The sequence below is a fragment of the Vibrio sp. 1727 genome (assembly GCF_033344415.1).
Taxonomy (GTDB): Bacteria; Pseudomonadota; Gammaproteobacteria; order Enterobacterales; family Vibrionaceae; genus Vibrio; species Vibrio alginolyticus.
On the sequence record NZ_JAWPOT010000003.1, the window covers coordinates 178769 to 193679 of the forward strand.

A 14911-nucleotide genomic window follows, 5' to 3' on the forward strand; every position below is an offset into this window, starting at 1 on the left:
ACCACCTGCAATTCGGTATCCCATGCCTGACAATAACTTTAATAATCTGCTAGCAGAAGCAATTTCTGCTCTTAACACGCCTAACTTTACTCCTAAACTTATGCGTGTCATTCGCACTCTTTTTCATTTTGATTGCGCAGTTATTTTAGGTTACCGAGAAGGTAAACATCCTATTTATCTCTACGACTCAATTGAGAACGAGCGAGAGTTACTTTTTCAACGCTACCTTACTGACTCATTTCAAAATGACCCTTTTTTTCTCAAACTAAACGAGACAAAGCAACAAGGCGTATTTACGCTCAAAGACGTGGCGCGTAAAGGCGTTGACTTCACCTCATACTGCGAGCAGTTCTATCATCAAACAGGGTGGAAAGACGAGCTTAGCATGCTAGTCGAAGTTGAATCTGGCCGTTGGGTCATGCTGTACTTCGGATATATGACTGATGGAAAATACTTTTCTCAGCAACAAATCAATAAGCTAAAGCCCTATTTCCCGATAATTCAGTCGCTTTGTCAGCAGCATTGGAAACAAACGGAATTTACCTTTTCTGAGCCTGTTTTTGCACAGAGTGCTTATTCTGGCAGTATGCGATTAGCCATTGAGCAAGCTTTAGCAACGTTTGGCGTAGAATCACTCACCCGTCGCGAACAAGAGGTGGCTTCGCTTCTCGCTCAAGGGTTTGACACCAAAGAAATTGCCGCGCGGTTACACTTAGTTCAAGGCACGGTCAAAAATCATCGAAAGCGAATTTACTCGCAATTAAATGTGTCTTCATTGAGTGAGTTATTCCAGCTTTTCCTCAATCACCTCATTCTCCATTCAAGATAAAAACTGTCCCTTAAGGGATATATCGAGAAAAGGTGTCGCGTTTTAGTCTAAATGTAACAACCACTAAGACAGACAAAAAGAATGACGACACCATTACTGCAAGATTTACAAGATCGTGGCTTGATTGCACAAGCCAGCGATTTGGAAGAAATTCAGACACTTCTCTCACAGCCACAAACCGTTTACTGCGGCTTCGATCCTACAGCTGGCAGCTTGCATATCGGCCACCTCGTGCCTTTGATTATGCTTAAGCGCTTTCAAGATGCCGGACACCAAGCTGTTGCCTTGATTGGCGGTGCAACGGGCATGATTGGCGACCCAAGCTTTAAAGCGACTGAGCGCAGTCTGAACTCAGAGGAAATCGTCTCAGGCTGGGTTAACGATCTTTCTAATCAAATTCAGCAGTTGATGAACCACCAACTGACCAAGCCGATGATCATGGTGAACAACGCTGACTGGATGAAAGCGATCAATGTGATCGACTTCTTCCGCGATGTGGGTAAGCACTTCTCGATCAATACTATGGTCAACCGAGAATCGGTAAAACAACGCCTGCAACGACCTGACCAAGGTATCTCCTTCACCGAATTTAGCTACGCCCTACTGCAATCGTACGATTTTGCCGAGCTAAACCGTCGATACGGTTGCCGTTTGCAAATCGGTGGCAATGACCAATGGGGAAACATCGTCAGCGGGATCGATTTAACTCGCCGTCAAAATGGTGAGCAAGTATTTGGCTTAACTCTGCCGCTGATCACCAAATCCGATGGTACCAAATTTGGCAAAACCGAAGGCGGTGCAGTATGGCTAGATCCTAGCAAAACCTCTCCTTACGCGTTCTACCAGTTCTGGCTTGGCGCAGAAGACGCAGACGTTTACCACTTCTTGCGTTACTACACATTCTTGAGCTGCGAAGAAATTGCCAGCATTGAAGCGCAAGACCAAGCAAGCCAAGGTAAGCCACAAGCACAACGTATCCTCGCTGAGGAAATGACGCGATTTGTTCATGGCGAAGAAGGCCTAGCTAGCGCCGAGCGCATCACTCAAGCTTTATTCAGCGGTAATGTGCAACAACTGAGTTTGGGTGAATTAAAACAATTGGAGTTGGATGGTTTACCAAGCATTGAGAGCGCACAACAAGATTTGGTTGAGCTGTTGATTGAGTCGGGTTTAGCAAGTTCGAAGCGTGTTGCACGCGAACACATCAGCAACAACGCCATCAGTGTAAACGGTGAAAAAGTGTCGGCTGATAACCCAAGTTTGAGCTTCCCACTGTTTGATCAATATTGGTTACTGCAACGCGGTAAAAAGCACTTCTGCCTCGTGAAGCGTGCCGCGTAGTAACACTCGCAGTACAAAGCCCATAAAAAATTCCCCTCACCGCTTTCGTGATGAGGGGAATTCAAATTTGAACGATTTTAAGCCTAACAATAGGCAAAGGCGTTGCTTATTGCGTTCTTAAACGTTGCCAGTACTTTTCGTAAATCGCTAACGTTTCTGCGCCAACATCATTAATAAACTCGCCTTTTTTCATGTCTTCTGATGAAGGGAAAATAGTACGGTTATTTTTCAACTCTTCTGGCAATTTGTCACGCCCAGCGTTCGTTGCCGACGCATAACCCAAACTGGTCACGATTTCCGCTTGGTTCTCTGATTGGTACATGAAGTTAATAAATTTATGCGCCAATGCTTTGTTTTTACTGCCAGACGGAATAGTGAAGTTGTCCATCCACAATACCGCGCCCTCTTCCGGCATCACGAACTTCAGCTCAGGCATTTCAACCTGTCCTTGGAATGCGTTGCCGTTCCATTGCATGCCGACCGATGTTTCACCGGACACGTAAGGGACTTGCGGCGCATCTGAGTTGTACAGTAATACGTTGTTTTTCAGCGCTACTAGAGAATCAAAAGCCTGCTCGATTTCAGCTTCGTCTTTTGTATTCACGCTATGGCCATTTTTCTTCAGCGCCATACCGAACACGTCGCGGACGTCATCAATCAACATGACTTGTTGTTCGTATTGAGACTCCCATAAGTCTGCCCATTTGGTCACTGGTTGCTCAACCATGGATTCGTTGTAGCTGATCCCGGTAATGCCCCAAATATAAGGCAGCGAGTAATCATTTTTAGGATCGTGCGCTTGGCCAAGTAAACCGTCCATTGTGTCTTGCATGTTTGGCACTTGAGCGTGATCTATTTTCGAAAGCAGCCCTTCTCGCCCCATTTTTTCAATGAAGTACGCAGAAGCAAAAACCACATCGTAACCAGAACCTTTTAGCAATTTTAGCTTGGTATACATTGATTCATTATTCTCAAAGGTCGAATAATTAATCGTAACGCCTTCTTGTTTTTCAAACGCTTTTAACGATGCTTCCGGCAAATAGCCACCCCATGCATAAACGTTCAACGTTTTGCTATCTGCATGAGCAAACATGCTGAGCACAAGAGCACTCAGCCCCAATCCTTTGATGATTAATTTCATGGTATGCGATCCAACCAGTCCAGCGACGCGCTGGGATTCGGGTGCATAATTAGGTAATTATTACCCAATTGAAAGAAAATTTAATTAATCTTTAACAGCAAAAATATTTATCGAATTTATAAAATTAACGCATGTTTTTAATATCGACTGTGCATACCAAAATGATGAGACATTCCATCTTCCATTCGACCGCCTTTCCAGCCACCAGAGCCGAGTAAATTAAGCACATCTTGAGCGGTATAATCGGCACCAGAAAAGAAATCATGCGCCACGTCTGAGCGTATTGCTTGCAATTCTGGTTGGTTTTCCAAATCAAGATCTTGCGGATTCGCATACAACGCCAACGCAATTTTTTGTTGGCACGCGCTTAAGCTTAACTCGCTGGTGCTCGTCTTTACCTGACCAACCGAAAAGTACTCACGACTGCCGTATCCCACTATCAATCTGGTACTCATTAGCTTAATCACTTTCTTAATGCGGCGACGTTGTATAAATCTCAACATGTTTTGTTATTCCTGTATTAAGTTGGCTATGTCGTATTCTTCTGTTCGAATTAAAACACTCTGTTTTATCCGCGAAATTTCTCTAGCGCTTTTCGCGATGATCGGTTGTATAATACGATCCTGAAATATTTTGTTACGTTACCTCGGTAACCCCTGAGACTGCAACATGAACAACAGCAGATGGGTCGGCTTTATAGGCGGCACGATTGTCTTACTTAATACCTTTATCCTCTTCGGATCTTCCGTCCACTCTGCTTGGTACCGAATCCCTGCGGAAGCCATTCATGGTATCGCCTTCACTTTGGCTTTTGGTTTAGGGTTAAACAGCCTGCTGGCGTACGCGACGGCAGTGATTACTCTTGCTGCACTATTCTACATTGGCTTTGTCGTTAGCTATCGGGTCCATCAGAAACTTAAATAAACTTCTGTCTCAACCTGAGCTTAATAACGGATACTTGGTAACTAAAAAGGGAGCAAACGCTCCCTTTTTAGTTATCAGCATGTAGATGTTCTATGCCCGCTTTAATCATTAAGGTGGCATACCCTCAACGACTGCTGCATACCTGAAACATCATCACCTAAATACTCAACCGTCATTGGAACCTTGGCCAACAGAGTAAAACTAGAGTCACTGAACCTTCCATCAGCATCACTCTCCAAATGAACAAAAAACGCAGGCTTATCCGCAATCAATGTAATTTTCCTCCCTTCAATAGAGACACCTATATTGGCTTTCGCTATCGGCAAGGTTTTTAGCTCGTGAGTACTAAACCATGTGTTGCTTATTCTGTCTTCACCGATTTGCGCTTCAACATACAAGAAGCCTGACGTAAGTTCGTCCTTCTCGATCGATTCATCCAATTGCCACAAAATCGTATTGCTGTCTGCTATGACTGTTTGTTCTAAGCTCCAACATTGCTTTTCTTCCCCTTGCCAATCTACCCACTTAAGCAGTGTGTTGACGCTTGCGGACTCTTTGGCATCATTGAGCAAATGTAGGCTCAACTTGCCTGTATGCTCGGAAAATACCAAATACTGTGGCGCAAAAAATCGCTTCGCATGGTAGTGCAACTGCTTCCATCGACCACTGTATTCCAAACTAGACCAAGAACTGACAGGCCAGTTATCGTTGAGTTGCCAGTACAGCATGCCGCGACAAACTGGAGAAATGGCACGCCAATGATCGCATGCAGTTTTGATCGCGATTGCCTGCTGAACTTGACTTAAATACAGCATGTTCTCGAATCCAGAGGGAAAACGGAAATAGCGCGTGAACATCTCTGTAATAATACTATGACCTCGAGGGTTCTTCTGATGTTGTTCAAAAGTTGGGGATGTAATATTCCAGTCTTGCTCAGGGAAAAACCGCTTAACTTCAGCAAAAGATGGCCAAGATTGAAAACCAAACTCAGAGCAAAAGCGAGGATTCACGTCAACGTAGGCACTGAATGATTTTCCTGAATGCCAAACGTCCCAAAAGTGCATATCGCCTTTACTATCATCATGCCACGCATCACCGAAATCCAGTTCACCATTACACGGGGAACTGGGCCAGAAACGGCGAGTGCTATCTTGCTCGGTAATCTCCTTCTCAATCATGCGGTTGAGGCGATCGTAGTTAACCGTGTATTTGACTTTACTGCGCTTAGATTCGTCATACCAACCAATAGCTCCAATCACTTCATTGTCACCACACCAAAGTGCGATTGATGGGTGCTCTTTGAGCCTCGGGATTTGGAATCTAAGTTCTTCTTCTACGTCTTTTAAAAACTCGTCGTTTGATGGGTACAACGAGCAGGCGAACATCATGTCTTGCCACACCAACAAGCCAAGTTCATCACAAAGGTTATAAAAGGTTTCAGTCTCGTACTGACCACCGCCCCATACGCGAATCATGTTCATGTTGGCATCAACCGCACTTTGCAAAAGGTTGCGATAACGTGTTTCGCACTCTCGCCCCGGCATTGCGTCAATAGGGATCCAGTTGGCACCTTTAGCATTAATAGGTACGCCATTGACGATAAATTCCATTGCAGAGCCGTGCTCATCAGCTTGGTTATTTAGGGTTAACTGACGCAAACCAATGTTGTGCGTTAACTTTTGCTCTCTGCAAGAAATGGTAATGGGATAGAGATACGCTTCGCCATAACCCGATGGCCACCAGCGTTGAGGCTCCAAAATGTGGAACTGGCAATGATAGTGACCACTTCCTTTTGTTTGAATACATTGACGCTCACCATTAAATTCAACCATCATTTCATGGCGTTGACTGTCCGTTTCCACTTCAACTACTACATCAAGAAACACACTCCCATCGGCTTGCCATTGCTGCTCTGTCGAGAAGCCTTTGAGCCAAAGCTCATTCACAATGTCGATTTGAATGGGGTCGTAAATACCCGATACCATCAAGCAAATGCCCCAGTCCCATCCGGAATGGCATTGTGTTTTGCGGATCAAGTTCATGTGTGGAATTTGGTTGTTGCCCATTGCCGATGGAATAGGAAATGGCAGTTTTTTTGCTCTTGCGATACCTTCTAAATCCACCCGAGCAAACTCAACCCGAATCGTGTTAGTACCTTGCTTTAAATGCGGTTTAATATCCACACGTCGCTGGGTAAACATGTTGCTGCAAGTTAGTGCTAACTCACCATTAACATAGAAGGTTGCCAAGGTATCTACACGAGTTAGCGTCATCCAAATTTGCTTGGCAGACAACGTAAACGCGTCGACTTCAAACTCACGTGAGATATGCCACTCACACTCTTCAATCCATCGAACTTTGTTTTCATTATCGGCAAAATAAGGATCTGGAATCTGCTCTGCTTGTAAAAGCGCCGACACATTATCGCCCGGAATAAACATTGGAATTTCAAGATTGGTACGCTGTGGCGAGGTAAGCATCCACTGCCCGTTAAGTTCGAAGTGAGTCATCGAGTTAAACCTTAGCTTGGGAAAAACATATTTTCTCAATGTAATCCTGATAATCCCATGCAAAAACAAGGGAAATGTTAATTACATACGAAATGCGGTGCATTTCACGTAAAAACTCTTTCTTTTGATCTCTACCCAAAAATCAGCAACTTGGCTAACCTGTTAAAAATTAATCGAAATCTAAGGTTATATTTGCAACTTCGACATGTTAACATCATCGGCTTTTTGAACATCCTCACACTTTTCGTTGAAACGATGTGAGGGGAAATGCACGGCTTCATAGCCCTAAAAAGCGAAGTAATTATGTCAAATATGACGAATGCCGCCTCCCACACAGCGCCTATTCAGGATGCTGACTATTCTGCTATTCATCCCCCATCTTTACTCAAGCGCCTCGAACTCACCAATCCTGTCTTTTGGTTAAGTGGTAGCTTCCTCACTCTATTCGTTTTACTTGCTCTAACGAATACCGACTCTCTAACCGCAATGGTTAACACCGGCTTCGGCTTTGCTACTAAATATTTCGGAGCTTACTGGCAAGTACTGCTTCTTCTGAATTTCCTAATTGGTTTGGCTCTTGCGTTTGGTCGCACTGGTTATGTGCGCCTAGGTGGTCTAGCGAAACCTGATATTGATAACTTTAAGTGGTTGTCAATCGTACTCTGTACTCTACTTGCAGGTGGTGGTGTGTTCTGGGCCGCAGCTGAGCCTATCGCGCACTTTGTGACTGCTCCGCCTCTATACGGGGAAGCCTCACCGAAAACTGCCGCAATCAATGCCCTATCTCAGTCTTTTATGCACTGGGGCTTCTTAGCTTGGGCGATCCTTGGTGGTCTATCTTCCATTGTCTTAATGCACTTGCATTACGATAAAGGCCTGCCTCTTAAGCCGCGTACTCTGCTTTACCCTGTTTTTGGTGATAAAGCCATTAAAGGCTGGATTGGTGATGTTGCTGACGCATGTAGCATCATTGCAGTAGCAGCAGGAACCATCGGTCCTATCGGCTTCTTAGGTTTACAAATTAGCTACGCGCTAAACTCATTGTTTGGCCTGCCAGATACGTTCGTAACGCAAAGCATGGTTATCATGGCGGCGATCCTGATGTATACCCTTTCCGCACTGAGCGGTTTGAGCAAGGGTATTCAAATCGTCAGTCGTTACAACATCATTTTGTCTGTACTATTAATTGGTTACATCCTGTTCTTCGGGCCGACAAGCTTTATCGTTGATGGCTACGTGCAAGGCGTTGGTCGTATGGTGGATAACTTCTTCCCTATGGCACTTTACCGTGGTGATACAGGCTGGCTAAGTTGGTGGACAGTATTCTTCTGGGGTTGGTTTATCGGTTATGGCCCAATGATGGCGATCTTTATTGCTCGTATCTCTCGTGGTCGTACAATTCGCCAATTAATCATGTCTATTAGCATCGCGGCACCGCTGATTACTTGCTTCTGGTTTAGTATCGTTGGTGGCAGTGGCCTTGCGTTTGAACTTGATAACCCTGGTTTGATTTCATCTGCGTTTGAAGGCTTTAACTTGCCTGCAGCACTGCTAGCGATTACTGGTGAATTACCTTACCCAATGATCATTTCGGTTCTGTTCCTGATCTTAACGACAACATTTATCGTGACGACGGGTGACTCGATGACTTACACAATCAGTGTAGTGATGACGGGCTCAACAGAACCAAACGCAGTGATTCGCTCGTTCTGGGGTCTGATTATGGGTATTGTCGCTATTGCGCTCATCTCAATGGGCTCTGGTGGTATTTCTGCATTGCAGTCTTTCATTGTAATTACTGCCGTACCTGTGTCTTTCATTTTGCTGCCAAGCATTTGGAAAGCACCCGGCATTGCAAGCAGAATGGCGAAAGAGCAAGGCCTCGTTTAAACCGCCTCTCTAACCAATATGCGAAAAAGAGCCCTTCATTGGGCTCTTTTTAATTCTGCGCTTTATCCTACGCTATCAATGCGAATCATCACTGCGTCTGGACGCCAATACTCGAATTCGCAGTCCATTAAATGCCCATCTTGTTTGTAGTTTACCCGCCGAATTTTCAGAACGGGTTGTCCTTCAGCTAGGTTCAACGCCTTAGCGACATGAGCAGGAGCTGACGTGGGAATCACATCAAAACGAGAGCGCTTTGTCTCGTAACCATACTTCTCACGATAAATGCCTGTCAGGGACATGGTGAGGTTCTCAGACAATATACCCTCAAACAGTGCCGCTTTGAGCACGTTCTCAACAAACAATACCGCTCGCCCATCAATAAAACGTAACCGTTCAATTACATAAATTGGGGTAATTCGCTCCACCTCTAACGATTTGGCATACTCACCTGCGGCCATTTCACTTCGCACGTTGAGTAGCTTAGTTTCTGCAATACGATGCTGCTCTCGAATCATCTGATGGAAGTGAGAACGAGACAACGGGTTGTAACAGATACGCTCAGGAGATACATACCAACCCCGGCGCTCTTCTCGATAAATAAGACCTTCCGTTTCCAAAGACACCAACGCATCTTTGATTGTGATTCGAGTCGTAGAAAACAGCTCACTGAGCTCTCTCTCTGACGGCAGTTTTTGTCCTTCCGACATGATGCCGGAAAGAATCTGCTGTTTTAAGCTGCTTCTAATTTTTCCTAATTGGGTACCAAATTGTCCGGTGCCTGTCGCTCTCATTCTGATCTAGTCCAAGGATAATTTGACGAATAACATAAGGCGTTTACGTAACAAAAATATGACATTAATCAACAGAACACATACTGAACGTATGAAATATAAGTGCCATATAAAATCAGCAAAACTGTCAAATTACTTGCGCTAAATCGTCACATTCCATCCATAGCATACAAAGCGAACTTACTGACCTAGTCCAGAAGGATGGAGACAATGAAAACTTTGCTAAGTCGTTCAATTACCGCACCAGCGGCAATCATTGCGGTAACGCTCGCTACGCCAACAGTAGCGAAAGAAGCCGATATTGAATCTTTGGTAGCAGCAGCACAAAAAGAAGGGGCGGTTTACAGTGTGGGTATGCCTGACAGTTGGGCAAACTGGAAAGACACTTGGGCTGATTTAAAGTCAAATTACAACCTTAAGCACCAAGACACGGATATGAGCTCGGCTCAAGAAATCGCAAAATTCGAAGCTGAGAAGAAAAACGCGACCGCAGACATTGGTGACGTAGGCTTTGCCTTCGCACGTGTAGCGGTTAAAAAAGGCGTCACTCAGCCATATAAACCAACAACTTGGAATGACATCCCAGATTGGGCAAAAGACGAAGATGGTCATTGGGCACTTGCTTACACTGGCACTATTTCTTTTATCTCCAACAATAACCTCGTAAAAGACGCGCCAAAAACGTGGGATGACCTATTAAAAGGCGACTACAAAGTGACCGTAGGTGACGTAGGCGTAGCAGCACAGGCAAACAACGCGGTTCTCGCCGCAGCGTTCGCCAACGGTGGGGACGAATCCAACCTCAAGCCTGCGCTCAAATTCTTTTCTGAACTCGCGAAGCAAGGTCGTCTTTCATTTACCGATCCGAACATCGCCAACCTAGAAAAAGGCGAAGTGGAAGTGGCGATCATGTGGGACTTCAATGCATTGAACTACCGCGACAAAATTGACCGCGACCGCTTTACAGTGAGCATTCCTCAAGATGGCTCTGTGATTTCTGGTTATACAACCATAATCAATAAATACGCGAAGAACCCTAATGCAGCAAAGCTTGCTCGTGAATACATCTTCAGCGATCAAGGGCAAATCAACTTAGCAGAAGGTTATGCGCGTCCAATCCGCACCAACATCACACTGCCTCAAGCAGTGCAAGACAAGCTAATTGCTAATGACCAATACAGCAATGTACACCCAGTGACTGACTTCTCAGCTTGGGAAAAGTCCGCACGTAAGCTGCCACGTCAATGGCAAGAAAGTGTCTTAATCCACCAGCAATAAGAGTAAATCGTTATGAGCAATAAGGTCATCCTTGTTGTTCTAGATGGACTGAACTATCAGGTAGCCCGTGATTGCATGGGCTACCTCAATGGTCTTCTAGAACAAAGTCGTTCCCAACAAGAAACTCGCGCAACGCTTTATCCTGTGCAGTGTGAGCTGCCCTCTATGTCTCGCCCACTTTATGAGTGCATTTTAACGGGCGTTCGCCCTGTAGAAAGCGGCATCGTAAACAACAATATCGTTCGTCTATCCAAACACGATTCCATTTTCAGTTTGGCAAAAGCCCAAGGAAAAGTGACCGCTGCGGCTGCCTACCACTGGGTAAGTGAGCTTTATAATCGCGCGCCATTTGAACCTGTTCGCGATCGTTTCACGCATGATGAAACCCTGAATATCCAGCACGGCTGCTTTTACCATTGGGATCATTATCCTGATGAAGCCTTGTTCCTGGACGCAGAGTATTTACGCCGCAACTATCAACCTGATTTCTTACTGATCCATCCGATGAATATCGACGATACAGGACATAAGTTTGGCCTAGACTCTCGCCAATACCGCAATTGTGCGCGAGGTGCAGACATTATTCTTTCCAACTACATCGATCAATGGCTTGCTGATGGGTATCAAATCATTGTGACTAGCGATCATGGCATGAACAACGATCTTTCTCACGGTGGGATTTTACCTGAAGAGCGAGAAGTTCCCCTGTTTGTCATTGGTGATAAGTTTACCCATCAAGATTGTCATATTAAGCAAACTGATATTTGTGGCACCGTTTGTCAATTGCTAAACCTTGACCACACGAAGCCATACACTCAGGAATTGTTAGCACTATGAGCAGTTCAGTCCTCTTCCCAAGCTCCAGCGAATCACGCTCAAATTTGGCAAGTACTTGGTTAAAGCGCTTTAAGCCAGCCATTTGGTTGGTGCCTTTCGCGCTGTTTTTCTACCTATTTCAACTCGCACCGATGATTTGGGTACTGTTAAACAGCTTTATCTACGATGGCGAGTTTGCCTTCGATAACTACATTGAAGTGCTCGACTCCGCCTTTATGATGCAGGCGTTTGGCAACAGTTTGTGGTTAGCTGTATGGTCGAGCATTTTTGGCTTAGCCATTGCGACTCTGTTGGTCTCTTCTCTACGCAGAGTCGATTCTAAAGTCCGCGACGGTGTGATTGCGTTTACGAACATGAGCAGCAACTTTGCAGGCGTACCTCTGTCATTCGCTTTTATCATTATTTTGGGCACCAATGGGGCGATTACCCTTTTGCTCAAGCAGTATGGCTTACTCGGTGATTTCGACCTTTATGGTAAATGGGGCCTGCTGGCCATTTACATCTACTTCCAAATCCCGCTGGCGGTGTTGTTGCTCTACCCTGCGTTCGACGCGTTGAGTGATGATTGGCAAGCAGCAGCTGCGCTACTGGGAGCCAAAACATCACAGTATTGGGCGAAAATCGCGCTGCCAGTGCTCTCACCAGCCTTATTCGGTACCTTTATTATCTTAATAGCCAACACAATTGGCGCATATGCGAGTGTTTATGCGCTGACCTCCGGTAACTATAACGTCATCACAATTCGAATTGCGAGCCTGGTATCGGGAGACCTGTTCCTTGAACCTAATCTCGCAGCTGCAATTTCGGTGATTCTAATGGCGTTACTTGCCTTTATCACAGTGATTAACCAATGGCTCATTTCGAAAAGCTATGCAGGTAGGAAGTAGTCATGAACAACGTTAATACGCGACTCCATAAAACAGTGGTTTATTCCATTGTTGGGATCATGCTCATCCCGATTTTAGCGACCTTTGTCTATTCGCTTTCATCACGCTGGGGCGCTACAGTGCTTCCGGATGGTTTCACTTTTGATTGGTACGTTAAATTGCTGACCGACCCACGTTTTTTGCAAGCATTTGGGCGTTCGCTGTTTATTTGTATTGCTTCGCTAACCCTCAGTGTGATTCTGGTTCTTCCAGCGATATTCGTGGTGTTTTACTACTTTCCGAAGCTCGATAAGCTCATGAACGTATTGATTTTGCTACCATTCGCTGTACCACCAGTGGTGTCCTCCGTCGGCTTGCTTCAACTTTATGCTGACAGTGAAATCTCCCTTATCGGTACTCCTTGGATTCTAGTAGGTACTTACTTCACCATCGCGTTACCGTTCATGTATCGTGCGATTTCTAATAGCTTCGAAGCAATTAACCTTAACGATTTAATGGACGCTGCACACTTGCTAGGGGCAAGCACAACCAAAGCGTTTTTGATGGTCATTTTACCTAACCTCAAAAAAGGACTGATGGCATCGCTTTTCCTTTCATTTTCATTTCTATTGGGAGAGTTTGTGTTCGCCAATATTTTAGTCGGCACACGTTATGAAACCCTGCAAATCTACTTGTATAACATGCGTCAGACGAGCGGCCACTTTGCGTCTGCCTTAGTGATGACCTACTTCCTATTTATTTTTTTACTGACTTGGTTGGCAAGTCGTTTCAGCCGAGGAGTCAAACAATGAGCTACGTAACAGCGAAAAATCTGACTAAACGTTTTGGTGATAACACCGTATTTGAGGACATTCACTTTAACATCGAGCAAGGTGAATTCATTACGCTTTTGGGCCCTAGCGGTTGTGGTAAATCGACACTACTTCGCAGCCTTGCTGGGCTTAACCCTGTCGATGGAGGCGAGATTTGGGTAAACGGAGAAGATATCACGCATCAAGTCCCGCAAGAGCGTGGTATTGGGATGGTCTTTCAATCGTATGCGCTGTTTCCCAATATGACCGTCGAAGGCAACATTGCATTTGGCTTAAAAATGAAAAAGCTTGCGAATGATGATATTCGACGTGAAGTGGCTAAAGTCATCAAACTGGTGGATCTGGCAGGTAAAGAAAAACACTATCCGCATCAACTTTCTGGTGGTCAGCGCCAGCGTGTCGCACTCGCTCGAGCGTTGGTGGTGAAACCTCGCATATTATTGCTTGATGAACCACTTTCTGCGCTTGATGCCAAAATCCGCAAACACCTTCGTCAGCAAATCCGAGATATTCAGAAAGAGATGAATCTCACCACCATCTTCGTAACTCATGACCAAGAAGAGGCGATGATTATGTCTGATCGTATCTTCCTAATGAGTAAAGGAGAAATTGTTCAAGCAGGAACACCTGAAGAAATTTATACTCATCCTGCTAACGAGTTTGTGGCCGGTTTCATGGGGCACTACAACCTTGTAGAGGCCAATAAAGCCAAGCAACTCTTCAACATTGATACCGAATGGAAAGTGGCGATTCGCCCAGAGTCTATATATGTAAAAGAGCAAGGTCGTCAATATGATAGCCACATCTCAGCGCCACAAGTAGGTACGATCACCAACCACCAGCTTCTAGGTAATGTTATTCGCTATCAAGTGAACGTTGAAGAGTGTGAGCTCACTGTTGACTTGCTTAACCGCTCTTCAGAACGCTTACTAGCGAATGGCAGCCAACTAGAGCTACTCTTTAACCTAAACGAAATTCAACCAGTGAGAGCCTAAACATGTCCAAACCTTTGTATGTTTTTGATATGGATGAAACCCTAATAAACGCTGACTGCGCAATGATTTGGAACGAGTTTATGGTTGAGAAAGGCATCGCGACTGATCCTTTATTTATTATGGAAGATCAGCGTCTAATGGCCTTGTACTCTGAAGGCAAAATGGACATGGAAGATTACCTAGCGTTCTCCATGAAACCACTAGAAAACATGCCGATTGAAGAAGTAAACGCCTTGGTTGAAGAATGTGTTGAAAGCCATATTTTGCCTAAACAGTTCCCTCAAGCCAAAACCCTGATTGAGCAACTGTCTCGTGATGGTATAGATATGGTTATCATCTCTGCCAGCGTCACTTTTTTGGTGGAAGCCGTTGGTCGCCGTCTTAATATTCCAACCGCACTCGGAATTGATTTAATCGAGAAAGACAACTGTTATACCGCTGAAATCGAGGGTATCCCGAGTTATCGTGAAGGTAAAGTCACGCGCTTAAAACAGTGGCTAGAAAATCAGCCTGGGCCTTATTCAGAAATCCATTTCTATACTGATTCAATCAACGATTTACCGCTTTGTGAATACGCGAACTACGCTTATCTGGTAAATCCATGCCCACAACTAAAAGAACACGCCAACAGACCGAATTGGAGTGTGTTAAGTTGGGGGTGATCTAGCCTCACAAG

The 14911-nt window shown here is 45.0% G+C and carries 14 protein-coding genes; 10 read left to right on the forward strand and 4 right to left on the reverse strand.

The features are described 5' to 3' along the window. Positions 1-22 precede the first annotated feature (22 nt). Together R8O10_RS05120 and tyrS are read left to right on the forward strand one after the other, a co-directional pair. A complete protein-coding gene (locus R8O10_RS05120) occupies positions 23-829 on the forward strand; it encodes a response regulator transcription factor (protein WP_021707696.1) in 807 nt (268 codons plus the stop codon). Positions 830-910: 81 nt separating this feature from the next. Continuing rightward, a complete protein-coding gene (gene tyrS / locus R8O10_RS05125) occupies positions 911-2170 on the forward strand; it encodes a tyrosine--tRNA ligase (RefSeq protein WP_054577720.1) in 1260 nt (419 codons plus the stop codon). A 106-nt stretch (positions 2171-2276) separates the two neighbouring features. Here the strand turns inward: tyrS and R8O10_RS05130 are convergent, their stop codons facing one another. Further along, positions 2277-3311: an ABC transporter substrate-binding protein gene (locus R8O10_RS05130; protein WP_047102765.1), complete on the reverse strand. Its 1035-nt coding sequence runs from the start codon at positions 3309-3311 to the stop codon at positions 2277-2279. Between the two features lie 137 nt (positions 3312-3448). Beyond that, positions 3449-3814 (reverse strand): DUF6559 family protein, encoded by a 366-nt coding sequence (locus R8O10_RS05135; protein WP_054576155.1) that lies wholly within the window; start codon positions 3812-3814, stop codon positions 3449-3451. A gap of 166 nt (positions 3815-3980) precedes the next feature. Here R8O10_RS05135 and R8O10_RS05140 point away from each other — a divergent pair, with 166 nt between their 5' ends. Continuing rightward, complete coding sequence (locus R8O10_RS05140) at positions 3981-4235, forward strand: hypothetical protein (RefSeq protein WP_086047535.1); 255 nt, start codon at positions 3981-3983, stop codon at positions 4233-4235. 101 nt (positions 4236-4336) lie between these two features. Here the strand turns inward: R8O10_RS05140 and R8O10_RS05145 are convergent, their stop codons facing one another. Continuing rightward, entirely contained in the window at positions 4337-6745 is a 2409-nt protein-coding gene (locus R8O10_RS05145) for a beta-mannosidase (RefSeq protein WP_318191168.1), read from the reverse strand. Positions 6746-7048: 303 nt separating this feature from the next. Here R8O10_RS05145 and R8O10_RS05150 point away from each other — a divergent pair, with 303 nt between their 5' ends. Then, positions 7049-8635: a BCCT family transporter gene (locus R8O10_RS05150; RefSeq protein ID WP_005373846.1), complete on the forward strand. Its 1587-nt coding sequence runs from the start codon at positions 7049-7051 to the stop codon at positions 8633-8635. A gap of 62 nt (positions 8636-8697) precedes the next feature. Here R8O10_RS05150 and R8O10_RS05155 read toward each other — a convergent pair whose 3' ends face one another. Beyond that, entirely contained in the window at positions 8698-9426 is a 729-nt protein-coding gene (locus R8O10_RS05155) for a UTRA domain-containing protein (protein WP_005387087.1), read from the reverse strand. A 210-nt stretch (positions 9427-9636) separates the two neighbouring features. On the opposite strand from R8O10_RS05155, the gene R8O10_RS05160 reads away from it, so the two are divergent. Genes R8O10_RS05160 through R8O10_RS05185 form a run of 6 tightly spaced genes read left to right on the forward strand, consistent with a single transcriptional unit; the run spans position 9637 to position 14897 of the window. Further along, positions 9637-10704, forward strand: a complete 1068-nt coding sequence (locus tag R8O10_RS05160) for an ABC transporter substrate-binding protein (protein WP_005373851.1) — start codon at positions 9637-9639, stop codon at positions 10702-10704. 12 nt (positions 10705-10716) lie between these two features. Then, a complete protein-coding gene (locus R8O10_RS05165) occupies positions 10717-11541 on the forward strand; it encodes an alkaline phosphatase family protein (protein WP_005373854.1) in 825 nt (274 codons plus the stop codon). Next, the gene (locus tag R8O10_RS05170; protein ID WP_318191169.1) at positions 11538-12428 is read left to right on the forward strand and encodes an ABC transporter permease; all 891 of its coding nucleotides are present in this window, start codon (positions 11538-11540) and stop codon (positions 12426-12428) included. The genes R8O10_RS05165 and R8O10_RS05170 overlap by 4 nt, the downstream gene beginning before the upstream one ends. Positions 12429-12430: 2 nt before the next feature. Further along, positions 12431-13219, forward strand: a complete 789-nt coding sequence (locus tag R8O10_RS05175; RefSeq protein ID WP_318191170.1) for an ABC transporter permease — start codon at positions 12431-12433, stop codon at positions 13217-13219. After that, on the forward strand, positions 13216-14235 hold the full coding sequence (locus R8O10_RS05180) for an ABC transporter ATP-binding protein (RefSeq protein ID WP_005373862.1): 1020 nt from the start codon (positions 13216-13218) through the stop codon (positions 14233-14235). Before R8O10_RS05175 ends, R8O10_RS05180 begins: the two co-directional genes overlap by 4 nt. Before the next feature lie 2 nt (positions 14236-14237). Beyond that, positions 14238-14897: an HAD family hydrolase gene (locus R8O10_RS05185; RefSeq protein ID WP_238762630.1), complete on the forward strand. Its 660-nt coding sequence runs from the start codon at positions 14238-14240 to the stop codon at positions 14895-14897. Positions 14898-14911 lie beyond the last annotated feature (14 nt).